This window comes from Acutalibacter sp. JLR.KK004, assembly GCF_036941085.1.
Taxonomy (GTDB): domain Bacteria; phylum Bacillota; class Clostridia; order Oscillospirales; family Acutalibacteraceae; genus Acutalibacter.
Window position 1 is genome coordinate 167,518 of record NZ_JAYMNQ010000002.1, and the last position, 21,871, is coordinate 189,388.

General features: G+C 58.5%; 26 protein-coding genes and 1 other annotated feature. Of the genes, 6 read left to right on the forward strand and 20 right to left on the reverse strand.

What is annotated here, in order from left to right; genetic code table 11:
- Positions 1-15 precede the first annotated feature (15 nt).
- Entirely contained in the window at positions 16-2,055 is a 2,040-nt protein-coding gene (locus VSQ30_RS15170) for a methyl-accepting chemotaxis protein (protein ID WP_334465093.1), read from the forward strand.
- Positions 2,052-2,495 carry an FMN-binding protein gene (locus VSQ30_RS15175; RefSeq protein WP_334465095.1) on the forward strand — a complete coding sequence of 148 codons (444 nt, stop codon included), beginning with the start codon at positions 2,052-2,054 and terminating at the stop codon, positions 2,493-2,495. The genes VSQ30_RS15170 and VSQ30_RS15175 overlap by 4 nt, the downstream gene beginning before the upstream one ends.
- Positions 2,496-2,709: 214 nt before the next feature.
- Here VSQ30_RS15175 and VSQ30_RS15180 read toward each other — a convergent pair whose 3' ends face one another.
- Positions 2,710-3,315 (reverse strand): ribonuclease H1 domain-containing protein, encoded by a 606-nt coding sequence (locus VSQ30_RS15180; protein ID WP_160642299.1) that lies wholly within the window; start codon positions 3,313-3,315, stop codon positions 2,710-2,712.
- 309 nt (positions 3,316-3,624) lie between these two features.
- Between VSQ30_RS15180 and VSQ30_RS15185 the strand changes: the two genes are divergently transcribed.
- Positions 3,625-4,635: a hypothetical protein gene (locus VSQ30_RS15185; RefSeq protein WP_334465097.1), complete on the forward strand. Its 1,011-nt coding sequence runs from the start codon at positions 3,625-3,627 to the stop codon at positions 4,633-4,635.
- Between the two features lie 2 nt (positions 4,636-4,637).
- Here the strand turns inward: VSQ30_RS15185 and VSQ30_RS15190 are convergent, their stop codons facing one another.
- On the reverse strand, positions 4,638-5,963 hold the full coding sequence (locus tag VSQ30_RS15190; RefSeq protein WP_334465099.1) for an RsmB/NOP family class I SAM-dependent RNA methyltransferase: 1,326 nt from the start codon (positions 5,961-5,963) through the stop codon (positions 4,638-4,640).
- A gap of 300 nt (positions 5,964-6,263) precedes the next feature.
- On the opposite strand from VSQ30_RS15190, the gene VSQ30_RS15195 reads away from it, so the two are divergent.
- On the forward strand, positions 6,264-6,398 hold the full coding sequence (locus VSQ30_RS15195; protein WP_334465100.1) for a hypothetical protein: 135 nt from the start codon (positions 6,264-6,266) through the stop codon (positions 6,396-6,398).
- Positions 6,399-6,460: 62 nt separating this feature from the next.
- Here the strand turns inward: VSQ30_RS15195 and VSQ30_RS15200 are convergent, their stop codons facing one another.
- The 15 genes from VSQ30_RS15200 to VSQ30_RS15270 all read right to left on the reverse strand — a co-directional run bounded on the left by VSQ30_RS15200 (position 6,461) and on the right by VSQ30_RS15270 (position 17,633).
- The gene (locus tag VSQ30_RS15200) at positions 6,461-7,396 is read right to left on the reverse strand and encodes a YitT family protein (protein ID WP_334465101.1); all 936 of its coding nucleotides are present in this window, start codon (positions 7,394-7,396) and stop codon (positions 6,461-6,463) included.
- Positions 7,397-7,487: 91 nt separating this feature from the next.
- Positions 7,488-7,925 carry a Mini-ribonuclease 3 gene (locus VSQ30_RS15205; RefSeq protein WP_334465102.1) on the reverse strand — a complete coding sequence of 146 codons (438 nt, stop codon included), beginning with the start codon at positions 7,923-7,925 and terminating at the stop codon, positions 7,488-7,490.
- A gap of 11 nt (positions 7,926-7,936) precedes the next feature.
- Entirely contained in the window at positions 7,937-9,208 is a 1,272-nt protein-coding gene (obgE, locus tag VSQ30_RS15210) for a GTPase ObgE (protein ID WP_334465103.1), read from the reverse strand.
- A gap of 269 nt (positions 9,209-9,477) precedes the next feature.
- Positions 9,478-9,756: a 50S ribosomal protein L27 gene (gene rpmA / locus VSQ30_RS15215; protein WP_160642294.1), complete on the reverse strand. Its 279-nt coding sequence runs from the start codon at positions 9,754-9,756 to the stop codon at positions 9,478-9,480.
- 27 nt (positions 9,757-9,783) lie between these two features.
- Entirely contained in the window at positions 9,784-10,113 is a 330-nt protein-coding gene (locus VSQ30_RS15220) for a ribosomal-processing cysteine protease Prp (protein ID WP_334465104.1), read from the reverse strand.
- Entirely contained in the window at positions 10,114-10,422 is a 309-nt protein-coding gene (gene rplU / locus VSQ30_RS15225; protein WP_334465105.1) for a 50S ribosomal protein L21, read from the reverse strand.
- Positions 10,423-10,562: 140 nt separating this feature from the next.
- Positions 10,563-10,757 carry a nucleoside triphosphate pyrophosphohydrolase family protein gene (locus VSQ30_RS15230; RefSeq protein ID WP_334465106.1) on the reverse strand — a complete coding sequence of 65 codons (195 nt, stop codon included), beginning with the start codon at positions 10,755-10,757 and terminating at the stop codon, positions 10,563-10,565.
- Positions 10,742-10,879: a nucleoside triphosphate pyrophosphohydrolase family protein gene (locus VSQ30_RS15235; protein WP_334465107.1), complete on the reverse strand. Its 138-nt coding sequence runs from the start codon at positions 10,877-10,879 to the stop codon at positions 10,742-10,744. Before VSQ30_RS15235 ends, VSQ30_RS15230 begins: the two co-directional genes overlap by 16 nt.
- 60 nt (positions 10,880-10,939) lie before the next feature.
- Entirely contained in the window at positions 10,940-11,137 is a 198-nt protein-coding gene (locus tag VSQ30_RS15240; protein ID WP_334465109.1) for a hypothetical protein, read from the reverse strand.
- A complete protein-coding gene (locus VSQ30_RS15245; RefSeq protein ID WP_160642289.1) occupies positions 11,134-11,499 on the reverse strand; it encodes a VOC family protein in 366 nt (121 codons plus the stop codon). The genes VSQ30_RS15240 and VSQ30_RS15245 overlap by 4 nt, the downstream gene beginning before the upstream one ends.
- Before the next feature lie 11 nt (positions 11,500-11,510).
- Positions 11,511-11,930: an aspartate carbamoyltransferase regulatory subunit gene (locus VSQ30_RS15250; RefSeq protein ID WP_334465112.1), complete on the reverse strand. Its 420-nt coding sequence runs from the start codon at positions 11,928-11,930 to the stop codon at positions 11,511-11,513.
- 3 nt (positions 11,931-11,933) lie between these two features.
- A complete protein-coding gene (pyrB, locus tag VSQ30_RS15255; protein WP_334465114.1) occupies positions 11,934-12,875 on the reverse strand; it encodes an aspartate carbamoyltransferase in 942 nt (313 codons plus the stop codon).
- A 334-nt stretch (positions 12,876-13,209) separates the two neighbouring features.
- Positions 13,210-13,818 carry a DUF1349 domain-containing protein gene (locus VSQ30_RS15260; RefSeq protein WP_334465116.1) on the reverse strand — a complete coding sequence of 203 codons (609 nt, stop codon included), beginning with the start codon at positions 13,816-13,818 and terminating at the stop codon, positions 13,210-13,212.
- Positions 13,819-13,821: 3 nt separating this feature from the next.
- Positions 13,822-16,188, reverse strand: coding sequence for a phenylalanine--tRNA ligase subunit beta (gene pheT, locus VSQ30_RS15265; RefSeq protein WP_334465117.1), 2,367 nt, complete (start codon positions 16,186-16,188; stop codon positions 13,822-13,824).
- A 416-nt stretch (positions 16,189-16,604) separates the two neighbouring features.
- Complete coding sequence (locus VSQ30_RS15270; RefSeq protein WP_334465118.1) at positions 16,605-17,633, reverse strand: phenylalanine--tRNA ligase subunit alpha; 1,029 nt, start codon at positions 17,631-17,633, stop codon at positions 16,605-16,607.
- Positions 17,634-17,786: 153 nt separating this feature from the next.
- Positions 17,787-18,021 (reverse strand) — a binding site (T-box leader).
- Between the two features lie 208 nt (positions 18,022-18,229).
- Between VSQ30_RS15270 and VSQ30_RS15275 the strand changes: the two genes are divergently transcribed.
- Together VSQ30_RS15275 and VSQ30_RS15280 are read left to right on the forward strand one after the other, a co-directional pair.
- Entirely contained in the window at positions 18,230-19,123 is an 894-nt protein-coding gene (locus tag VSQ30_RS15275) for a metallophosphoesterase family protein (protein WP_334465119.1), read from the forward strand.
- Positions 19,124-19,155: 32 nt separating this feature from the next.
- The gene (locus VSQ30_RS15280; RefSeq protein ID WP_334465120.1) at positions 19,156-19,845 is read left to right on the forward strand and encodes an MBL fold metallo-hydrolase; all 690 of its coding nucleotides are present in this window, start codon (positions 19,156-19,158) and stop codon (positions 19,843-19,845) included.
- A gap of 130 nt (positions 19,846-19,975) precedes the next feature.
- Here VSQ30_RS15280 and VSQ30_RS15285 read toward each other — a convergent pair whose 3' ends face one another.
- The 3 genes from VSQ30_RS15285 to asnA are packed head-to-tail and all read right to left on the reverse strand — an operon-like array spanning position 19,976 to position 21,817.
- Positions 19,976-20,611 (reverse strand): sugar O-acetyltransferase, encoded by a 636-nt coding sequence (locus tag VSQ30_RS15285; RefSeq protein ID WP_334465122.1) that lies wholly within the window; start codon positions 20,609-20,611, stop codon positions 19,976-19,978.
- 12 nt (positions 20,612-20,623) lie between these two features.
- On the reverse strand, positions 20,624-20,773 hold the full coding sequence (locus VSQ30_RS15290; RefSeq protein ID WP_334465123.1) for a VOC family protein: 150 nt from the start codon (positions 20,771-20,773) through the stop codon (positions 20,624-20,626).
- 36 nt (positions 20,774-20,809) lie between these two features.
- Positions 20,810-21,817, reverse strand: a complete 1,008-nt coding sequence (asnA, locus tag VSQ30_RS15295; RefSeq protein ID WP_334465125.1) for an aspartate--ammonia ligase — start codon at positions 21,815-21,817, stop codon at positions 20,810-20,812.
- Positions 21,818-21,871: the final 54 nt, after the last annotated feature.

The window sequence follows — 21,871 nt, forward strand, 5'->3', positions numbered from 1 at the left end:
AGGAGCGACAGGAACGTGACGGGAAAGCAAAGGGATCCCCTGGCCAGCCGGGGGATAAAACGGAGCCTGAATAGAAGGATATTGAGGAACACCACGCTTAATATCCTGATTTTGGTGGTCATTAGCTGTGCTATTATGGCCGTTTCCATGCAGTCGCTTGCCAACAATATTTTGTTGGACAGCCTTCAGCCAATGGCCCGGCAGTCGGCTAAAACGGTGGAGGCCAACATCCACATGCTGGCAGACCGCATGATGACCATTGCCGGCGACGCCCGGATGCACGCAGCAGCCGCTGCTGGATCAGGCGAAACAGGGGAGCCGCAGCCGGACGCGGCGGCAACCGCAGAAAGCCGCATGGCTGTGTTGGAAGAAGCCGCTGAAATTTATGAGCTTTACACCATTGCCTTGTATGATTTGGACGGGCGGCTGGTGCAGGGAATCGACGGCGCGCCGGAAAGCCTGGACAGCGGCTTTCTGGCCCTGCTGCAGGAAACAGACAACCTGACCACCAGCTCTTCCACCCTTTACCAGGGCAGGCTGGGCATTACCATGGGTATGCCTGTGAAGGAGGAGGGCGAAACTGTCCTCTACGTGATGGGCGTATATAAATATGACACCCTTAACGACGTTATCAGCAGCATCAATTTAGGTGAAAGCGGCATGGCCTATATGGTCGATGAAAACGGTGTTGTTACCGGCCACCCCGACCAGTCCCTGGCACTGAACAAAAGCTCCCTGGCACAGCTTTGCGATGGCAACAGCGACGCGGTGGAGCGGGTAACCACAGGCGAAACAGGGGCAACAGAATTCCCTGTGGACGGGGAAAAAATGCTGGTGGCCTTTTCTCCCATCCGCGGCACCCAGTGGTCCCTGGTTATCTGGATCCCCAAGGCGGATTATAACCATTTCATTAACGGGGCCATGCTGTTTGCCATCCTGACAACCCTGGCGGTGCTGGTTGTTTCCATCCTGCTGGTTCTGCGCCTGGCACGTTCCATTTCCCGCCCTGTGCAGCAGGTGACAGACCGCATGGTGGCCCTTGCCGGCGGCGATCTGCACACAGAGGTGCTTCCTGTCCGCACAGGAGACGAGCTGGAGGTTATGACCCAGACCCTGGACGCCACGCGGGAAAGCATGAACCGGTACATATCCGATATCCAGCAGGTGCTGACGCAGGTGGCGAGCGGCGACCTGGGCACCCAGCCCCAGGTGGACTATAAAGGCGACTTTGTGCTGATACGCAGCAGCCTGCACACCATTACAGAGTCTATGAACGAAACCCTCCTTGGCTTCCGCGACGCCGCAGACCGGCTTACCAACATGGCAGAGCAGTTAAGCGGGCAGTCTGCCCAGCTTCACCAGGCGTCTATGGATCAGAACCAGTCCACAGAAGACCTGGTACATGAGGTGGACAATGTAAAAGACCGCCTGGCTGACGTGACGGAAAGCAGCGGCCAGACCCGTTCCCAGACAGAGGCGATTACCCAGAGAATCCAGAGCGCCAACGAACAGATGGCGGCCCTCTCCGCTGCCATGGACAACATCAGCGCCAATGCCCAGCAAATTACAAAGGTTGCAAAGGATATTGAGGACATTGCCTTCCAGACCAATATCCTGGCCCTCAATGCCTCTGTGGAGGCGGCCCGGGCAGGCGCTGCCGGGAAGGGCTTTGCTGTGGTGGCCAATGAAGTGAAGCAGTTGGCTGCCAAGAGCGCCGAGGCCGCGCAAAGCGCTACAGGCATGGTGGACAATACCAAAGCCATTATCCAGACCGGCGTGGTGATGACTGCGGATACGGCAGAGTCCCTCCGGGCCATTTCCGAGGTTTCCTCCCAGATCAACACCATTTCGGATCAACTGGCAGCAGCGGTACAGGGCCAGGAAGCCGCCCTTGCCGCTATGGAGACGCGGATTGCCGCCATCTCCTCCATTGCAGACCGCAACCTGCAAAACGCAGGGGAAACGGAGCAGTCCAGCGGCCTGCTGGCAAAAGAAGCCGAATCGCTCCAGTCTCAGGTGCGGAAATTTGTTTTGAAGGAGAGGCAAGGCAGATGAAACGGTTTTTAGCTGTATTTTGGGGCGTTCTGCTGGCAGTGTCCCTGCTGGCAGGCTGCGGCAGCCAGGCAGGGCTTCAGGACGGGTATTATACTGCCCAGATGTCTGAATTCAGCCATGGCTGGAAGGAGTATATCACCATCCTGGTAAAGGGCGGGAGCATCGTTTCCGTAGAATACAACGCGGAGAATGCCAGCGGCTTTATTAAAAGCTGGGATAACGCATATATGCAGACTATGCTCCACTCCAACGGCACTTACCCCAACGAGTATACCCGCGATTACGCCAGCCAGCTTCTGGAGGGCCAGGGGGAGCAAAGCATTGACGCTATTTCAGGGGCTTCCTCCTCCCATGGGACATTCCAACTGCTGGCGCAGGCGGTTCTGGAACAGGCCCGGAAGGGGGATTCCAGCCTTGTGTTCGTAGACCCGGCCCATTAAGGCTTGTTTGAAAACAGAGAGAATGAGCGCGTTTGCCATAACACAGGCAGCAGAACAAAGCCACCAGGAAACTGGTGGCTTTGCTTGTACCCGAAAGGGCGGGGCCGGGTGCGCCCTGATAAATCTTTAAGGATTCCTTATGAAAAAAGTATAGCCCCGAATCCCTACGCCTGATGAAATGAAAGAACACATGTTGGAAAGAAGCTGATACCCGTTAAATGCCCAGGGCCTGCTTTGCCAGACGGTCAGCTAAATCGTTGTACGTATCTCCAGAATGGCCCTTCACCTTTACAAAGCCCAGCTTCAGCTTTTCCCGGGCCTTCCGGCAGGCTGCGGCATAGGCTATGGTGCCGGGCCTGTTGGCTTTCCACTGGCCTTGCGCCCACTTTGCCACCCCCTCGTAATCGTGGTGGATTTCCAGGGCGGGAATCCCCTTTTCCAGGCAGTATTCTATCACGGTCAAGGCCCCCATAATTTCCCCTGCCACATTGTGCATGGCAGCCATATCCCTGTCGTCAAACTTCCGGGAAAACTCCACCTGCTCCCCTTCATAGAACAGCACTGCCCCGCAGGAAAATTTGCCTTTATAATAGCTGCCGTCCACATAGGCCACAGCAAGGCCTTCCTGGGGCAGGGTTTGGGCGGCTGTGCCGCCGGACAGGAAAATTTCGGCTTCCTCCAGGGTGGGGAAGCCTTTATAGATAACGCCCTTTACCCCTATAACCTGGGCTTTGCAGGCGTCCCAACTACTGTATATAGTGGTTCCTTCCCTGCCGCCAATTACCGCGTAAAATTTCTTCTTTGCTTTGCTCTCTGCCATAGGCTTCTCCTTTGCTTTGGGTGGCGCGGAAAAATTCGACAAAATTCCGCAAAATTTTTATTGACCTTTTGGGGATTTCCAAGGTATAATCACAATATACTGGAAGTGTACGCGGCTCCTGCGGGCCTGTAATTTTTTCAGGGCCGCAGGAGGGGAAATGATTATTTTGCCTGTGAAGAATATGAACAAACTGTTAAAACCGGTAAATTCCGGTAAAAAAACGCGGTTTTGTAAACCCTTTGTAACCCTTTGTGATTGCCGGGCATTGCCTGGGATTTTTCATTTTTTGTGCCGGGAGGGAAGCTGACTATGAAAAAGAAGGCCTGCTTGCTGGGGGTTTTGCTGGCTGTCCTCTCTGTGGCCCTGGGTGGCTGCGGCTTCCCGCCCCCCTTGGACTTCATCCCCTTCCCCTGGGGGGAGGCCCCGGCAGAAGCGGAGGCCGCTCTCCCGGGGGATTCCCTGCCTGGGGCGGAGTGGGGCATTTTCCAGGTGCTGTACCAGCCCGGCCCCAGCGTTCAGGCGGAAAAAGAGGCTGCCCAAAGCGCCCTGACGGTGTATGTCCCGGCGCGCACCCCGGTTTTTGCCGCTCCTGACGGGGAGGCGCTCAGCCATGAAACTGTTGCAGGGGGCACCTTTTTGCAGGTAGAGCCTGGCGGAGGGCCGCTGTGGTTTGCCTGCGAACAGGGCTGGCTGTATGGGGAGGATTTGTATCCCGCGGAGAGCGGCAAACCTGGGGAAATCAGCCTTACCAGCCTGATGCTGGAGGAGCGCTTTGCCCTGCTGGAGGAAAAGCTGCCCCAGGACGCATATTGGAACCACATGGGCCAGGAACTGCCGGAGGGGGTGGAAACACCTTTTTCCGTAACAGAGGAGCCATGCATCCACAGCCTGCATTGGCAGGACTACTGCAACCAGTATAACGGGAGCCTGCTGGCCTTTTTCCCGGAGTATACCCATCTGTGCCAGTGCTTAGGCTTTGCCTGCCTGCTGAGCGACCGGCTTTTCGGGAAGGAATCCCCTTACTACCTGCTCCCCTTTGGGGCCAGGGTGCGGGTGGGGGATCACCTGCGGCTGGGGGAATATGAGCATTCCGTCATTGTGCGGGAGGCAAACGACGAGGGCCTGCGGCTGGCGGAGGCCAACCCGGAATATGAGGACTGCCGCATCTCCTGGGATCGCTTTTTCACCTGGGAGGAGTGGGAATCCCTGTATGGCTGGGACGTGGAATACGCCATCACCCGCTATCCCCTGTACCAGGGGGAAAACGGCTGGACGGCCCTTCCCCCCCTTCCTGTGGCGGATTCTGCAGCGGAGGGGTGACGTTAGCTCCGCAGGCGCAGGCCCTTGGGATAATGGTTTTTCAGCGTCCCGCCGGAAGCCTTGCCAAAGCCTGCCACCACCCCGTTTACGCACAGGGCCGTGTAACCCTTATGGGGGCAGGCGGTTTCTTCTCCCCGCAGGAAGGCCAGCAGAGCTGTATCTGCCGGGGAAAAATCCATGGCCTGGCGGCATTCCTCCATTTTCCTGCTGGCAAAAACCCCGTGGGCAGGCTCCAGCCGCCTGCCCTTTATCCGGGCCAGCTCTACCCCGGCCCGCAGCACCGGCAGGCCGGAAAGGGCGGGCAGGCCCTGGGGCAGCAGCAGCACCCTGTCCCCGGCTGTGCCAAGGGGGCTGGGGCAGGTTCCTGTAAACAATTCCCCATACAGTCCCTCCGCCAGCCGTCTTTCCCCGCCCTCCAGGGTTTGGGTGAAGGGGGCTGTTTTTGCGGGGTTTTCCCCTGTCCGCCGGAACCGGGCCACAAAGTGCCCTTCTCCCCCGTCCATGGGGAAAATCCGCCGGGCAGGGCAATCCAGGGCAGGCCTGCCGAAGAAGGCGGGAACCGGATCCCACATAAATTCCGGGTGGGCCTTTAAAAACCCGGCGCACACCTCCTCGTTTTCCGCCCGGGAAAAGGTGCAGGTGGAATATACCAGCACCCCGCCTTCCTTCACCGCCAGGGCGGCGGAATCTAAAATCAGCCCCTGGCGCTGGGCACAGGCCCGCACATGCTCTGGCGACCAGGCCGCCAAGGCCCCGGGATCCCGGCGGAACATGCCTTCCCCAGAGCAGGGGGCGTCTACCAGCACCCGGTGAAACCATCCCTGGAGGGCTTCGCACAGCCGCTGGGGCTGGCAGCAGGACACCACGCTGTTGCGCACCCCCAGGCGCTCCAGGTTGGAGAGCAGGGCGTCTGCCCGGCCCCGCACCACCTCGTTAGACCACAAAAGTCCCTCCCCTGCCAGCAGGGCGGCAATCTGGGTGGACTTTCCCCCTGGCGCGGCGCATAAATCCAGCACCCGCTCCCCTGGTTTGGGGGAAAGGGCGGTGACGGCGGAGGCGGCGGAAGGCTCCTGGGAATAGAACATGCCCGCGTGGTGGGCGGGCAGCGCCCCAAAGCGCTCTCCCTTCTCCGCGTAAAAGGAAAGGGGGGAAAAGGGGCTGGGGGCAAGGGCAAAGGGCAGGCTGCGCCGGAGGGTTTCCTCTGTGCATTTTAAGGGATTCAGCCGCACCCCCCGCCGAGGCTCCTTCTCCATTTCCAGCAGGAAGGCCTTTTGCTCCTCTCCCAGGAGGGCTTCCAGCTCCTCCAAAAATTTTTCAGGCAGAACCACAGCGCTTCCTCCTTTTTTCAAAAAATTGGTGCAGGAAAAATTTCCCTCTGCTTTTGTGCATAACAGCCGCTTTCCCGCTTACAATAACAAAAGGAAAAGGCATGAAGCGGGAGTGTCCAACCGCGCGTTTTATGCCTCCGGCGGTTTAGGGGCTTTGCCCCTAAAAACCCCACCACCTTTGAAAAGGTGGACGAAACTTTTGTGTTTCTTCATTTTTTAAAATACTCGCTTTGGGCACTCCCCATGAAGCGGCCTTTTCCCTTTGCGAAAAAGCCAAACAAAAGAAAGAGGGTAAAATCCATGAGCAACCAGAACAAGAACCAGAATAAGCAGAGCCAGAACAGCAAAAACCAGCAGAACCAGAACAGCCAGAACCGCACCCAGAACCAGAACCAGAATCAGAGCCAGAACAAGCGGCAGGACGACTGCGAGTAAAAAGCGGCTGGCAAAAAGGCCCGGTAAGCCCTTTGGTTTACCGGGCCTTTTTCTCTGCGCGCTCAGCTTTCCTTTTCGCCGCCCTTTGCCTTTTGCAGAAGCTCTTTTAAGGGCTTGTCGTCCCCATGCATGGGCCGGAAGCCCTCGCCGGTGATCTCTCCCGCGTCCCCCACAATGACAAAGGCGTGTTTATCCACCTCTTTGATGACGGACTGCACCTGGAACACCTCAAAGCGGCGCACCACGCACAGCAGGGTTTGGCCCGGCTCTTTTGTATAGCCGCCCTGGGAGTCCAGATACGTAACGCCCCGTTCGATTTCCCCCATAATGCGCGCCCCAATTTCCTGCACCTTAGGGGACATAACCAGGAACATTTTGCCTGTGCCCGCGTCGGCGCCATAGAGGATGGAATCGATAAGGCTGGTGGACACGAAGATGACGATGCAGGCGTACATGGCGTTTTCAATGCTGCCATATACAAAGGCTGAGGCCGCCACCACCAGGCCGTCTATCACCAGCATCAGCTTGCCCATGGAAAACTGGGGCAGGCGGCGACCGATAAGCCGGGCCGCCATGTCTGTGCCGCCGGTGGTGGCCCCCCGGATAAAGGTGAGGGAAAGGCCCAAGCCCTCGCACACCCCGGCGAAGATGGCCACCAGGATGGGATCGCCCTGGTAGGCAGGGACGAACTTGGCGAACAGGTCTATCATCACCGAGGACAGGACAATGGCTGCCAGGGTTTTCATCACCAGCTTATAGCCGATTTCCACCATGCCCCACACCACAATGGGCACGTTAATCAGCAGCACCATCAGGCCGATGGGGGTGCCGAACACATATTGCAGCATGGTGGCAATGCCTGTCACGCCCCCGGCGGCAATATTGTTGGGGGCTGTAAAGGCGTTGACGCACACAGCATAGGCCATAGCGCCCAGGGTCATAACCAGGGCGTCCATCAGAAATTTTCGGATAGCTTTCGTTTTCACAGCAATCACCATGGGATACACCATTCGCACAAAGAGCCATGGGCAAGCCGCCTTTTGTGCCCGGTATCGTTCCTTTCCTCAGTTTTTTACAGGATCTTCCTTCTTACTGGGGCAGATGGGACACCGCAAAGGACTCGTCCCCCTCCTGCCGCCCCGATTCCATTGCCAGGACAAAAAGCTGGCCCAGGCGCACGCTCTGGTCTGTTAAAAAGAGATAGCCGAAAAGTGCCTCCAGGGCGGTGGCGGCGTGATAGTCGCCTATGGAAGCGTTTTTGGGCACGTGGCCCACGTGGGCGTTTCGCCCCCGCATGGCGATTTCCTTCTCCTCCTCTGACAGGGCGGGCCACATGAAGGTGAGGGCCTTTGCCTGGGACTGACAGCGGACAAGCTCTACCTTCCGCTTGTTTAAAGACCGCACAGGGCAGTTGCCCTCGGAAACCAGATAGTTGCGCACCAGCAGCTCATATACAGAGTCCCCCATAAACGCCAGGGTGAGGGGGCTGTACTCCTTTGCGGGGACAGGCTTTACCAGATTTTCCACATTTTCACCCCTTATTCTACAAAGTCAAATTCCACGCCGTACAGGTCTACAGTGTCTCCCTCCTGCACCCCTGCTTCCCGCAGGGCGTCGATTACGCCGGACTGGATAAGAAGCCGCTGCATATACTGCAAAGACTCGCTGTCTGCCAGGTCGATGGTGGAGAGGGCCTTTTCCAGCCAGGGGGCTTTTGCAAAATATACCCCGTTTTCCTCTGTCACCTGGACAGGCTCCCGCCTGCCGGCGCTTTCCGGGGCCAGGGGTTCCGGCTCCGGCTCAAACCGGAGGATGGGGGGAAGCTTGGAGAGCCGCTCACTGACAGCGTTTAAGAGTTCGTCCACCCCGTGGCGGATGGGGGCCATGATGGGGAAAAACGCGTAGCCCAGCTCCTCTATATAGGCGCGGAAGGCCTCCACTGCTTCATCGTCTGTCAGGTCGCATTTGTTCCCTGCCACCAGCATGGGCCGCTGTGCCAGCTCTGGATTGAATTTTTCCAGCTCTTCGTTGATAATCCGGAAATCCTCCTTGGGATCCCGGCCCTCGCTGCCGGACACGTCCACCACGTGTACCAACAGGCGGCAGCGCTCTACGTGCCGCAGGAACTGGTGGCCCAGGCCCTGGCCCTCCCAGGCCCCTTCAATCAGCCCGGGGATGTCTGCCATGACAAAGGAACGGCCTTCCCCCATGCGCACCACCCCCAGCACAGGTGTGAGGGTGGTGAAATGGTAGTTGGCGATGTTAGGCTTTGCCTCGCTGACAACGGAAACCAGGGTGGATTTTCCCACGTTGGGGAAGCCCACTAGGCCCACGTCTGCCAAAAGCTTTAATTCCAGCAGCACCTCCAGCTCCTGGCCCGGGGTGCCGGGCTTTGCGAAGCGGGGGGCCTGCCGGGTGGGGGTGGCAAAGTGGGTGTTGCCCCACCCTCCCCGGCCTCCGGCGGCAATGACCTGGGGGCTGTCCCCGGACATGTCTGCAAGAAGCCTGCCTGTGGCGGCATCCTTTACCAAGGTGCCCCGGGGGACTTTTACCAGCAGATCCGGGGCGCTTTTCCCCGCGCAGCGGCCGCCCCTGCCATTTTCCCCCCGCTGGGCTGTATACTTGCGTTTATAGCGGAAGTCTGCCAGGGTGGAGAGGTTTTCGTCCACCTGGAACACCACGCTGCCGCCCCGGCCGCCGTCGCCGCCGTCCGGCCCTCCGGCCGCCACATATTTTTCCCGGTGGAAGGCAACCGCGCCGTCGCCGCCGTCCCCGGCCTTTATCTTGATTTTCGCGCTGTCGATGAACATAACCTGCCTCCTTTGGCCTCCGGCGGCTTAAGGGGCTTTTTGAAAAAAGCCCCTTAAGAATCCTCAAAAACTGTGACGCGCCCGGCCTTGTAGAATTCTGTGGGTCTGCGTCCGCAGGACTGGGTTTTTGCTTCTTTAAAGAAAAGTGACCGGGAGTACCCCGGCCACGCGATGGTGCATGTTTAAAGTTCCAGGACGCGGCGAACGAAGCGAGCGTTCACGCGGCCTGGGTGCAAACGCATTGCGGAGCAAAGCGTTTCATTATGCTGCTACTCGGCGTATACGCTGACCTTCTTGCGGTCCGCGCCCAGGCGCTCGAACCGCACGCGCCCGTCTACCTTGGCAAACAGGGTGTCGTCAGAACCCCGGCCTACGTTCTCTCCGGGATGGATCTTGGTGCCCCGCTGCTTGACCAGGATGTTCCCAGCCAGCACAAACTGCCCGTCGGCGCGCTTGACGCCCAGGCGCTTGGATTCGGAATCGCGACCGTTTTTAGTGGAGCCCATGCCCTTCTTATGGGCAAAAAGCTGGATGTCTATTCTCAGCATGACAGTTTCCTTCCTTTCAGGATAATTTCAGGATCGTGTTTCCACATAGCTTACCGATATGGCCTCGGGATACTGCTCCTCCAGGCCTAAAAGGTGCAGCTTCAGCCCTAAAAGCACGGTCCGGCAGGCAGGCTCGTCCCGCCCCCCGATGCGCAGGGCCATTTCCCCTTCCTCTGCGTGCAGAGACAGGGGCGCGACAAAAAGGACATCTGTAATGGTGTTGGCCGCCATATATGCGGCGCTTGACACCGCTGCGCACACAATGTCCTCCCCCTTGCTTCCCATGCCGGCATGGCCTTCCAGACGGAAGCCCACCAGGCCGCCCTGGGGCAGGGTGTAAAAATCCACGGAGATCATTTAGCCGTTGACTGCCTCAATCTGCACCTTGGTATAGGGCTGGCGATGGCCCATCTTCCGCTTGGAATTCTTCTTGGGCTTATAGGTAAACACTGTGATCTTCTTAGCCTTGCCGGTTTTCAGCACCTTGGCTGTAACGGAAGCGCCCTCCACCAGAGGTGTGCCCACCTTGGTTTCGCCCTCCCCGAACAGGGCCTGCACGGGGAACGTGACGGTTTCGCCCTCGGCGGCTGCAAGCTTCTCAATGTAAAGCTCGTCGCCGGGCTGCACCTTGTACTGCTTCCCGCCGGTTTCAATAACTGCAAACATGTTTATTCCTGCCTTTACTATAGTCTCGCTGCTGTCAGGCGGGCCTTATGGCCTCTTCGCCAGGGCATACTTCGCCCCTTAGCCCGCAGTATGCGGCTTTTATACTGTACCATATGCCGGGCGCAAAGTCAAGAGGGAAACTACCTGTTTTCCTCAAACACCACCGGAGAGGGGTACCGGCTCTCGTTCATCCTGGACTTGGTTTTTATCACCTGCTCCAGGTCGATGTCATAGAGGTTTGCCATGGCGATGGCGTAATAGATGACATCCCACAGCTCTTCGTCCACAGTACCCTTTATCTCTTCGGGGGAAGCTGCCTTCAGCCCCTTGCGCATGGCCCGGGAAAGCTCCCCACCTCCTCGGCAAGCTTCAGGAAATAGTCTTTGAGAAGCTCGGGGCGGCAGTCCTTCTGCCTGATAAAATTTTGCAGGTATTTTATGGTGGTTCTGCCGTCCATGGATATATCCCCTTATTTCTTCTCTTATTTCTTCTCTTATTTCTTCTCTTATTTCTTCTCTTATTTCTTCTCTTTTTTCTTTGCCGCCTGGGTGGTGAGCAGCAGCTTCACGTCCTCGTCCCCCTCTATGGCGTGGATGATTTCCACCCGGCGGAGTATGGACAGGGCCAGGGTCAGCATCAGGTTTACGCATGTCACCACTGCCAGGAAGATTTTTGCCCCTGTGCCGGGCCTGCGCCTAGCGCCTTGCTTTTTCATATGCCGCCCTCCTTAGCCGGCGCCGTCATTTCAATGTGGTTGCCCTCGCTGTCCACAATCTCCGCCACCCAGTTGGGGCCGATGCGCGTCAGGGGGAAACATATTTCCTGCCCCAGAAGCTTCCCCTTCAGGGCCTCCAGGGTTTCCCAACTGAAGCTGGGCAGGCAGTTGCTGCCAAAGGTGTGGGGCTCGTCCTTTTTCTCAAAGGCGAACAGCCCCATGCGGAAGCCGCCGATGTCGAACACGCTGTAGATTTCATCCCGCTGGGCGGCAGGACATCCTAACAGGGCTTCGTAAAAGGCGATGGCCCTTTCCATGTCCCTTACGCACAGGTACAGGGAACCCAGTTTGCACTTTTCCATAAGCTATGCCCTCACTTCTTGTATTCCTGCTCACAGTACCGGCAGCGGTAGCGGTGGGCCTTCTCGTCGCACAGATAGAACACCTGGTCTACCTTTTCCACGCTGGTGATACACCGGGGGTTTTTGCAGCTTACAATATTTACCAGCTTTTGGGGCAGGCGGGGCCGCTTTTTCTCTACCAGCTTCCCGTCCCGGATGATGCAGACCGTGGCGCGGTCGTCGATAAAGCCCAGCACGTCCAGGTCGATATCTGTGGCGCCTTCGATTTTGATGATGTCCTTCTTGCCGAATTTCTCGCTTTTGGCGTTTTTAATGATGGCCACGCAGGTGTCCAGCTTGTCCAGCTCCAGCAGGTCATACACCCGCATGCTGCGGCCCGCGGTGATGTGATCGATGACGATGCCGTTTTCTATGCTGTCTATATTCAGCATGTTTTATGCCTCCTCCCCGTCTAAAATGCCTTTTTCCAGCCCCAGCAGCGTTAAAATCAGGGCCATGCGCACGTATACGCCGCCTTTAGCCTGCTCAAAATACACGGCCCGGGAATCGTTGTCCACCTCCGGGGCAATCTCGTTTACCCTGGGCAGAGGGTGCATGATGGACAAGTCCGGCTTTGCCGCCCGCAGCTTTTCCGGGGTGAGCACATAGGAATCCTTCAGGCGCACATAATCTTCCTCGTTGAAGAAGCGCTCCCGCTGGACCCGGGTCATGTAGAGGATGTCCAGCTCCGGCATAACCTCCTCCATGGCCCTGGCTTCCTCCCACCTGTGGCCTGAAGGCTCCACCACTTCCTTTACGATGTAGCCGGGCACCCGCAGCTCCTCCGGGGAGATGAAGATGAAGCGCACATTTTCATAGCGCACTAAGGACTTTATCAGGGAGTGTACTGTCCGCCCGAACTTCAAATCCCCGCACAGGCCGATGGTCATCCCGTCCACTTTCCCCCTGCGCCGGCGGATGGCGAACATGTCTGTAAGGGTCTGGGTGGGGTGCTGGTGGCCGCCGTCCCCGGCGTTTATCACAGGGATTTTCGCATACCGGGAGGCCACAAAGGGCGCGCCCTCCTTAAAGTGCCGCATGGCGGCAATGTCCGCGTAGGCGGACACCATGCGGATGGTATCCGCCACGCTTTCGCCCTTGGAGGCAGAGCTGCTGCCCGCGTCTGAGAACCCCAACACCTGCCCTCCCAGCCGCAGCATAGCCGATTCAAAGCTTAGGCGCGTGCGGGTGCTTGGCTCGAAAAACAGGGCGCCCAGTATCTTCCCGGCGCACCTGTGGGCGTATGCGCCGGGGCTTTGTATGATGTTTTCCGCCAGTTCCAGCAGCCTGTCTGTTTCCTGCCGGGTGAAATCCAGTGGGTCGATTAAATGCCGCATTGTTTTACCGCCTTTCTCAAAAAGGAGCCTGCCGCCCGGGAAAGCGCCCAAGGCCTGCCGGGGCAGGCAGCGTTATGTATACGAGCCGCCTTGCGGCTATTATACTCCCCCGGCAGGGAGAAGTCAATGAAAAGCAGGCGCCGCTGTATCCAAGGAGCTGTCCGGGCAGGCCCGGGCCTGGAACCAGCTTATCGGCGTGTAAGGGGCGGGCGCGAAAACGCATATGGCGGGAAAAGGCTGTTGTGCCAAAAGCACAACAGCCTTTCTTTCTCTTTGGGAAAACCCGCCAATCTGTCCTGGCGGCTTCCGTATTACTGGATGCAAAGGGCCTTTCTTATGCGTCCGGGGCCTGTCCGGTGTGGGCCTGCCATTGGCAGGGCAGCAGGGCCATGCGGGTGAACACCGCCTTAAAGGAGGAATCCTCCGGGCTGCAGGCGTATACCCCGAAGCGCACAGGGCCGTTCCCCTTGTGCAGGTGGCATATGCGCATTTGGCGAAAGCGCGCCCCGTCCTGTGAGCACTCCAGGCAGAAATCGTCCTCCCGGCGGCTGAGACGGTACCACATGGATTTCACAGAAGCCGGAATCTCCGTGGTGGCCCAGTCGGAATAGCCATTATTGGTCACCACGCTGCCCAGGTGCTGGAACTCCTCATTTTCATACTCCACAGAGGCCTTCAGCCAGTTTTCGCTGTCCAGGTACATCACCACCCCGCACTGGTCGAAGCGGTGATGGCTTTCTGTGAAATCTGTCCTCACCACAAAGGAGAAAAAGGGTTCTGCCGTCTCCATTTGCAGGACAGGTGCGTTATCATTTTGGAAGTGGTAATAGGTGCGCTGCCACAGGTCTGTGCGCGATTTCGTGACAATCTCGATTTTATCCGGGGCTATGAGGAAGCTTTCCGGCTCCCGCGTCCAGCGCAGGCTGTCTGTTGCAAACTCCATAGCTTACCCCCGCAGCGCCACGCCCATTTGGGCAAGCTTTTCCACGATTCCGTCCACCCAGGGCTGCACTTCCTCCTTGGAAAGGGTTTTCTCCTGGGAGGAGAAGGCGAAGCGCAGGGTGAGGCTCTTCATGGCTCCCTGCTGGAAGGAGTCGATAAGGGATACGCCTGTGAGCAGGGTGGGATCTATCTGCGCCCAAGCGCTCTCCATCCCGCCAAAGGTGACGCCCTCGGGCAGTTGGAGGGAGAGGTCGATGTCAATCCCCGGGAACCGGGAAGGCTCTTGGTAAACAGCGTCCGGGGCGGGCAGGGCGGCAAAAGCGTCCATATCAAGCTGGGCGCACACCACTGCCGCCTTTTTGTCTATCTGGCCCTGCACAGCCGGGTGCAGGGCACACAGCCAGCCCAGGTTCTGGCTGCCGCAGGACACTGCCGCTGTGTTCCGGGGGTGCTGCCAGGGATGGAGGGGGGCGCAGTTTGCAAAGGCGAAATCTGCCCCTTTAATCTCCCGGCCCAGAGTGCGCAGGATGCCCAGCAGCTCAAAATACAGCTCCTTTTCGCTGCGTGCGCGGCTGTACAGGGCAAGCCCCAGCTTTTTCCGCTCCCTGCACAGGCCATCTTCGCTTAAACCTTCGCATACCCGGCCTATCTCGAAGAGGCCGAAGTCTGCCCCGAAGGACTTGTTCTCCAGCACAAAGGACAGCAGGGTTGGCCCCATGTTGGTGCGCAGCACCTCGTGATCCGGGGTCTGGGCGTTTATCAGCTTCACGTTCCCCTCTAAGGGGATGCCCAGGCCCTTGCACTTCTTCTGGTCGAACCAGATGTAGGAATGCACCTCGTGGAGGCCCCAGCGCTGCACCAGCAGATCCTTTGCGAAATTGTCCGCCTTGTTCCCCGCGCTCTTTTTCTGGGGATACAAGGGGCTTAAGGTGGTGGAAATCTGGAAGTTGTCATAGCCGTAAATGCGGGTGATTTCCTCAATGATGTCCGCCTTGATGGTCACGTCCTTGGTGGCCCGCCAGGAGGGCACCTGTACGGTGAAGGAGCCGCCTTCCTGCTGTGCCTGGAAGCCCAAGGCCCGCAACGTCTCCAAAATGCGGCCGTCCTCTATGGCAATGCCGGTGTAGCGGTCCACATAGGCTTTGTCAAAGGTGAGGGAAACAGCAGGGTAGCGCTTTACATATACGTCTGTCAGCCGGGAAACCACCTGGGCGCCTGGGTCGATATCCAAAAGCAGCTTCATGAAGCGCCCGATGGCAGGTACGGTCATTTCCGGATCCAGCGTCTTTTCATAGCGCATGGAGGCGTCTGTGCGCAGGCCCAGGCGGGTGGCGGAGCGCCGCACGCTGACCCCGTCAAAGTTGGCGGACTCCAGCAGGAGGCTGTCTGTATCGTCTTCAATTTCCGATTCCAGCCCGCCCATAATGCCCGCCACAGCCACGGGCTTGCCGCCGGAGCAGATCATCAGGGTGTTTTCGTCCACCTTGCGCTCCACGCTGTCCAGGGTGGTGAAGGTGAAGGGGGCGGGGAAGCGCTTTACTTCAATCTTGTCCACCTTGGCGCAGTCAAAGGCGTGCATGGGCTGGCCCATTTCCAGCATCAGGTAGTTGGTGAGATCCGCCAGCAGGTTGATGGCCCTGCTGCCGCAGTAGAACAAACGGATGCGCATGTCCACAGGGCTTACCTTTTCTTTAATGCCCTGCACCTTCAGCCCGGTGTACCGGAAGCACAGCTCCTTGTCCTCCACCTGGATTTCAATGGGGGGAAGGGAGTCGAAGGCGGAGAGGGCCGCTGTCTCCAGGGGCTTCAGCTCCCGCCCGGCCAGGGCCGCGAACTCCCGGGCAATGCCGTAATGGCCCCAGAGGTCGGGGCGGTTTGTCAGGGATTTGTTGTCCACCTCGAACACCAGGTCTTTTATGGCGAAAAGCTCTGTCATGTCATGGCCGACGGGGGTGCCCTCGGGCAGCTCCATCAGGCCGGAGTGGTCGGCGGAAATGCCCAGCTCGTGCTCGGAGCAGCACATGCCATGGCTCTCGAACCCCGCCAAACGGGCGCAGCCGATTTCCTGGCCCATCACCATGCCGCCCTCCTTTACAAAGGGCACGATAATGCCCTCCCGGGCGTTGGGCGCGCCGCACACCACGTCATAAATGCCGTCCCCCGCGTCCACCTTCAAAAGGTGCAGCTTTTGGGAGTTGGGATGGTTTTCCATTGAGATAATTTTGCCTGCCACCACGTCCCGGAGGTTTTCCCCCATGTGGAAAACCTCCTCCACCTCCGCGGTGGAAAGGGTGAACCGCTGGATAAGGACGTCTAAATCCAGGCCGCGTAAATCTACAAAATCTTGAATCCAGTTCATGGATATCAGCATAACGTTCGCTTCCTCCTTTGTTGAGGCTGCCGCCTCAAACTCTGATTTAGGGCTTGTTTGAAAGTAGAGAAAGTGCCGAGTTTTTGAGACAAAACAGGGTGGTTTCAAGGCGGATGAACCGCAAACGCATATATGCGTTTAGACAGGCTGTCGCCTGTCGAGGATTTCCAACACAGAAAACGCATGTTTTGGACAAAAAGACGGTGTTTGCGATTTTTCAAACAAGCCCTAAGGAACTTTTTGTAAAAAGTTCCTTAAAAATCTTCAAAAACTTTTGTGTACCCCCGTCTCAGGTCAAGGGGTTCGCTTGCGGGAACCGCGTTCAGCACGCGACAGCCTCAGTAAGCGCGGAACAAAGTTCTGCGGCGAAAAATTCCCGCTCGCGTTTCCCGCGTCCCGGGTGCAGCAGTATGCTGCTATTCGTGGGTAAACTGGGACAGGGCTTTCAGGTTCCCGCTGTTTAAATCCCGGATATCCTTCACGCCGTATTTCATCATCACCAGGCGGGTAAGCCCCAGGCCAAAGGCAAAGCCGGTGTACTCCTCCGGGTCAATGCCCCCGGCCTTCAGGACGTTGGGGTGGATCATGCCGCAGGGGCACAGCTCTATCCAGCCGGAGCCTTTGCAGGTGGAGCAGCCCTCCCCGCCGCAGATAAGGCAGGAGATATCCAGCTCGAAGCCAGGCTCCACAAAGGGGAAGAACCCGGGGCGCAGGCGGACGCTGATATCCCGCTCGAACACCTGGGAGAGCATGGTTTTCATGAAATAGATAAGGTTTGAAATGGAGATGTCCTTATCAATCATCATGCCTTCCATTTGGAAGAAGGTGTTTTCGTGGCTAGCGTCCAGGGCCTCGTTGCGGAAGCACCTGCCCGGGAATATGGCCCGCAGGGGCGGGCCATATTTGCGCATAATGGCGTTCTGGGCGGCGGAGGTGTGGGTTTTTAAAAGCTGGCCGTTTTCCAGGTAATAGGTGTCCTGCATGTCCCGGGCCGGGTGATCCTTGGGGATGTTCACAGCCTCGAAGCACTCATAGTCCGTCACAATCTCCTTGTAGTCCTCAATGGTAAAGCCCATGGAGGCGAATATTTCCTCCAACTGCCGCTGGACAATGGTGATGGGATGGTAAGAGCCTGCCCCGCTTCCTACAGGCAGGGTTACGTCATACTGCTCGGCGGCTTCCACCATCCGCTGCTCCTCTGCCCGGCGGATGGCCTCCACCTGCTGGGAAAGCTTGTCCTCCACTGTCTTTTTCAGCATATTGATGTGCTGCCCCAGCTCTTTCTTCTGCTGGGCCTCCACTTCCTTCAGGCCCTTGAGCAGTTGGGTGACAGAGCCTTTCCTGCCCAGATAGGCCACCCGCAGCTTTTCCACTGCGTCGCTGGTGCCCGCCCCTTCCAGCTCCTGCTGGAACTGCCGGGCCAGGGCCTCGATTTTTTCCTTCATGTCCATTCTTCCTTTCCGGCAGCGTGGCGGAGCGCCGCGCCCGCTGCTCTGTATAAATTTTCCGCTGCTTGCACGGGCATGGCGTACCAGAGGCGCGTCCAGCAAGGCCGGCGCGAAGCTGCGCGGGGGTGGGAACAAAAAAGCCCCGCCCCAACATGGGGCGGGGCATAAAGCCACGCGGTACCACCCAAATTCGGCAGAAAACTGCCCTCATTGTGCCGGCCTGTAACGGGGCCGCGCCGTCGGGGCCTACCCACCGCGACCGGCTTCAGCCCCGCCGCTCCGAAAGGAACTTCCCCCCGCCTGCCCCGTGCCCGGGCTTGCAGCCGATGGCCCAGGCTCTCTGAACGGACGGTACAGGGGTACTTTCTTTCATCCCAGCGTTTCTCAATCTGTTTGCAAAACAGCCTTCCGGAAAAGCTTTCCCGGAAGCTGGCTTCTGTATCATACCATAAAGCGCAGAAACTTGCAACCCTTTTGTTTGAAAGGGAATGCTTCAAGCAGGACGCCCGGTTTTCCGGCGCCTCTTTTCCTGGGGCGCTTGCCACAGGGCGGGTTTCGTGCTATGATATAGGGGATAAAAAAGGGGGGATCCTATGCTTATAGCGGTGCTCAGCGACATACACGGAAACGCCCGGGCCTTAAAGGCCTGCCTGGGCCACGCCAGGGATCGGGGCGCCCAGGGGTATGTGTTTTTGGGGGACTATATTTCCGACGGGGCTTATCCCCAAAGAACCATGGAGCAGGTTTATGACTGCGCCGCCCGGTTTGACTGCCGCTTTATCCGGGGAAACCGGGAGGAATATATGCTGGACTACAGGGCCGGGAAAATCTCCGGCTGGCAGGACGGCTCCTCCACAGGCTCCCTGCTGTATACCTATGAAAACCTGACAGCCCGGGATCTGGACTGGTTCCAGAGCCTGGAAATTGCCGGGCGGGAAAGCTTTCCCGGCTCGCCGCCCCTGTTTTACTGCCACGGCTCCCCCTGGGCTGTGGGGGGAAGGCTGGAGCAGGGGGATCCGGCGGTGAAGGAAAAGCTGGGGGAGCTGCCGGAGAAATTCATCCTGTGCGGCCACACCCACCGGCTGGGTTCCTGGTTTTCCGGGCTTTTTGAGCGGGGGTGCCAGCAGGTGGTGCGGGCGGGATCGGTTGGGCTCCCCCTTTCCACCCCCGGCAAGGCCCAGATGCTTTTCCTCCACAGCGTGGAGGGGGACATGCCCCGCTGGAGGCCGGAATACGCCCTGGTGCCCTATGACCTGGAGGGGGCTGTGGGGGATCTGGAAGAGTCCGGCCTGCTGGAACGGGGCCGGGTGTGGACAGCCATGGTGCGCCATGCCCTCATTACCGGGGAAAACATGGTAGGTCTCCTGCCGCCCTATGCCCAGGCTCTTTACGAGCAGGACTGCGGGCGCAAGGCTCCTTACCAGGAGATCCCGGAAGAATACTGGCAGCAGGCGGCCCTGGCATACCGCTGTGAAACCGCCTGCTGACTGCCCAATATGGCAAAGAAAGGATGGCCTGTATGAAAGTTACGTTTATACTGCATAGCTGCTACCATGTGGAGCTGGAGGGCTGCTGCCTGCTTTTCGACTATTACGAAGGGGAAGTGCCGGAATCGGACAAGCCCCTGTATGTGTTTGCCAGCCACAGCCATGAGGATCATTTCTCCCCTGCGGTTTTTAGCCTTGCAAAGGAGGGGCGGCAGGTACACTACCTGCTGTCTGACGACATTTTTTCCCGCCGGGTGCCGGAGCATCTCCGCGCCCAGACCACCTTTGTGTCCCCCCACAGCTTCTATGAGGTGGAGGGCCTGCGCATTGCCACCCTGCGCTCTACAGACGCGGGCGTGGCCTTCCTGGTGGAGTGCGAGGGAAAGCTGCTCTACCATGCGGGGGATCTGAACTGCTGGGTGTGGGACGGCGCGCCCCGGATGCAGAACGACCAGATGGTGCGCCTTTATAAGGACGAGCTAAGCCCCCTGGGCTGCCGGAAGATAGACGCGGCCTTTGTGCCCCTTGACCCGCGGCAGGAGTCGGACTTCGACCTGGGCATGAAATATTTCTTCGAGGCCGCCAAGGTGGAGAAGGTGTTCCCCATGCACATGTGGGGGGATTACTCTGTGGTGCCCCTGTTCAAGTCCACCCCCACCTACCGGGAATATGCCCCCCATGTAATGGACGTCAGCGCACCGGGGCAGGTGTTTGAGATTTAAGGCAATATGTTTAGAAGTAAATTGCACAAACCTTTTCGGCAGAGGAAGGCCGGCGGAACATGTTCCGCCGGCCTTTTTTGTCCCTTTCAGGCGGCAAAAACCCGGAACCCGCCGGGCCTTCCTCTTTTCTTTACAGCACCTGGTTGTCTGCCAGCACCTCCGGCATATGTGCCATGCTGTCGGCCTCTGTGATTTCCCGTATCACCCGGCAGGGCACCCCGGCGGCAAAGCTGTTTGCCGGGATATCCCGGGTGACAACGCTGCCCGCGCCGATAACGCAGCCATCCCCGATGGTCACCCCGGGGCACACGGTGACATTGGCCCCAAACCAGCAGTCATTGCCGATATGCACAGGCTTTGCGTAGCATAAACGCTTTTCCTCCCCGGCGCCTGTGCGCATAAGCCTGCGCTCGCTGGCCACCATGGGATGCACCGGCGTGACAATGGTAACATTAGGGCCGAAGTTGCAGTCGTTGCCTATGGTCACTTCCCCGTCATCCTGGACGGTGAAATTAAAATTGGCAAAGAAATTTTTGCCGATTTTCGTGTGCTTCCCGTAGTGGAAGGCGATAGGCCCCTGGATACGCACGCCTTCCCCCATCTCCCCGATGATCTCGGAGAGGATGGTGGCCCGCTTTTCCACCTCGTCCTCGTGGGTCTGGTTGTAGTCTACATTCAAATTGTGAGTCTTGCGCTTAATCGCTACAAGCTCTGGTTCGCCAGGGCAGAACAGCACCCCAGCCCTGATTTTTTCTTCTGGGCTCATGGTTTTTCCCTCCTATACGGTAATTTCTATGGCGTTGCCTTCCTTATCCAGCACGCTGCTTTCATAATACCCGTCCCCTGTAACCCGGGGGCCGCTTTTCACAGTGCAGCCGTCCTCCCGCAGCCAGGCGGCGAGTGCGTCCACCTGCTTCCTGCTCCCCATCGCTTTCCTGCGGGGTTTTATAAAAATTGCACAGGATTACAGCAGCGTCACGTGGGCTTCCCGGCAGACCCGGCGGGTTTCCTCGTCCCACAGGGAGGCCTGCACCTCGCCGATGTGGGCCTTGCCCAGAAGCAGCATGCACAGCCGGCTTTGCCCGATGCCCCCGCCGATGGTGAGGGGCAGTTCCCCCCGCAGCAGCATCTGGTGGAAGGGCAGCTCCCGGCGCTCCTCGCAGCCTGCCTCCTGGAGCTGCCGGGCAAGGCTTTCCCCGTCCACGCGGATGCCCATGCTGCTGATTTCCATGGCCTGGCCCAGGGCCTCGTGCCAGAAGAACAGGTCGCCGTTAAGGCCCCAGTCGTCATAGTCCGGGGCGCGGCCGTCATGGCGCTGGCCGCTTTTCAGCTTCCCGCCAATCTGCCCGATAAACACGGTCTTGTGCTCCTTGACAATAGCGTTTTCCCGCTCCTTGGGGGAAAGCTGGGGCCAGCGATCCTCCAGCTCCTGGGCGGTGAAAAAGGCCACGTCCCGGCAAAGCTGGGTGTCCAAATCCGGGAACTGCCATTTCAGTTCGTCTAAGGTGCCGCAGATGGCGCTGACAATGCGCCCCACTGTCTCGCGGAGGTAAGCTTCGTTGCGCATCCCCCGGTCTATCACCTTTTCCCAGTCCCACTGATCCACATATACCGAGTGGAGATTGTCCAGCTCCTCGTCCCGGCGGATGGCGTTCATGTCTGTGATAAGCCCGTTGCCCACAAAGAATTCGTAATCGTGCAGGGCCAGCCGCTTCCACTTTGCCAGGGAGTGTACCACCTGGGCCTCCTTCCCCACAGCGGGGATGTCAAAGGCCACCGGGCGCTCCACGCCATTCAAGTCGTCGTTCAGGCCAGTGGCGGGATCCACAAACAGGGGGGCCGTCACCCGCTTTAAATGCAGGGCGGCGCAAAGCTTCACCTGGAACACGTTTTTAATCAGGCCGATGGCCTTCTGGGTTTCATACAGCCGCAGGGCGGCCTTGTAGCGGGGGGGGATGACGGTCATAATCAATCACTTCTCTCTTCTGGTATGCGCCTTCCTCAGGCGGTTTCCGATTTCATAAGT

Excerpts from the sequence above, each read along its gene's own strand:
- VSQ30_RS15175 (WP_334465095.1), top strand. The coding sequence starts at position 2,052 with ATGAAACGGTTTTTAGCTGTATTTTGGGGCGTTCTGCTGGCAGTGTCC.
- VSQ30_RS15180 (WP_160642299.1), bottom strand. The coding sequence starts at position 3,315 with ATGGCAGAGAGCAAAGCAAAGAAGAAATTTTACGCGGTAATTGGCGGC.
- VSQ30_RS15185 (WP_334465097.1), top strand. The coding sequence starts at position 3,625 with ATGAAAAAGAAGGCCTGCTTGCTGGGGGTTTTGCTGGCTGTCCTCTCT.
- VSQ30_RS15195 (WP_334465100.1), top strand. The coding sequence starts at position 6,264 with ATGAGCAACCAGAACAAGAACCAGAATAAGCAGAGCCAGAACAGCAAA.
- VSQ30_RS15200 (WP_334465101.1), bottom strand. The coding sequence starts at position 7,396 with ATGGTGATTGCTGTGAAAACGAAAGCTATCCGAAAATTTCTGATGGAC.
- obgE (WP_334465103.1), bottom strand. The coding sequence starts at position 9,208 with ATGTTCATCGACAGCGCGAAAATCAAGATAAAGGCCGGGGACGGCGGC.
- rpmA (WP_160642294.1), bottom strand. The coding sequence starts at position 9,756 with ATGCTGAGAATAGACATCCAGCTTTTTGCCCATAAGAAGGGCATGGGC.
- VSQ30_RS15220 (WP_334465104.1), bottom strand. The coding sequence starts at position 10,113 with ATGATCTCCGTGGATTTTTACACCCTGCCCCAGGGCGGCCTGGTGGGC.
- rplU (WP_334465105.1), bottom strand. The coding sequence starts at position 10,422 with ATGTTTGCAGTTATTGAAACCGGCGGGAAGCAGTACAAGGTGCAGCCC.
- VSQ30_RS15230 (WP_334465106.1), bottom strand. The coding sequence starts at position 10,757 with ATGCGCAAGGGGCTGAAGGCAGCTTCCCCCGAAGAGATAAAGGGTACT.
- VSQ30_RS15235 (WP_334465107.1), bottom strand. The coding sequence starts at position 10,879 with ATGGACGGCAGAACCACCATAAAATACCTGCAAAATTTTATCAGGCAG.
- VSQ30_RS15240 (WP_334465109.1), bottom strand. The coding sequence starts at position 11,137 with ATGAAAAAGCAAGGCGCTAGGCGCAGGCCCGGCACAGGGGCAAAAATC.
- VSQ30_RS15245 (WP_160642289.1), bottom strand. The coding sequence starts at position 11,499 with ATGGAAAAGTGCAAACTGGGTTCCCTGTACCTGTGCGTAAGGGACATG.
- VSQ30_RS15250 (WP_334465112.1), bottom strand. The coding sequence starts at position 11,930 with ATGCTGAATATAGACAGCATAGAAAACGGCATCGTCATCGATCACATC.
- pyrB (WP_334465114.1), bottom strand. The coding sequence starts at position 12,875 with ATGCGGCATTTAATCGACCCACTGGATTTCACCCGGCAGGAAACAGAC.
- VSQ30_RS15260 (WP_334465116.1), bottom strand. The coding sequence starts at position 13,818 with ATGGAGTTTGCAACAGACAGCCTGCGCTGGACGCGGGAGCCGGAAAGC.
- pheT (WP_334465117.1), bottom strand. The coding sequence starts at position 16,188 with ATGCTGATATCCATGAACTGGATTCAAGATTTTGTAGATTTACGCGGC.
- VSQ30_RS15270 (WP_334465118.1), bottom strand. The coding sequence starts at position 17,633 with ATGAAGGAAAAAATCGAGGCCCTGGCCCGGCAGTTCCAGCAGGAGCTG.
- VSQ30_RS15275 (WP_334465119.1), top strand. The coding sequence starts at position 18,230 with ATGCTTATAGCGGTGCTCAGCGACATACACGGAAACGCCCGGGCCTTA.
- VSQ30_RS15280 (WP_334465120.1), top strand. The coding sequence starts at position 19,156 with ATGAAAGTTACGTTTATACTGCATAGCTGCTACCATGTGGAGCTGGAG.
- VSQ30_RS15285 (WP_334465122.1), bottom strand. The coding sequence starts at position 20,611 with ATGAGCCCAGAAGAAAAAATCAGGGCTGGGGTGCTGTTCTGCCCTGGC.
- VSQ30_RS15290 (WP_334465123.1), bottom strand. The coding sequence starts at position 20,773 with ATGGGGAGCAGGAAGCAGGTGGACGCACTCGCCGCCTGGCTGCGGGAG.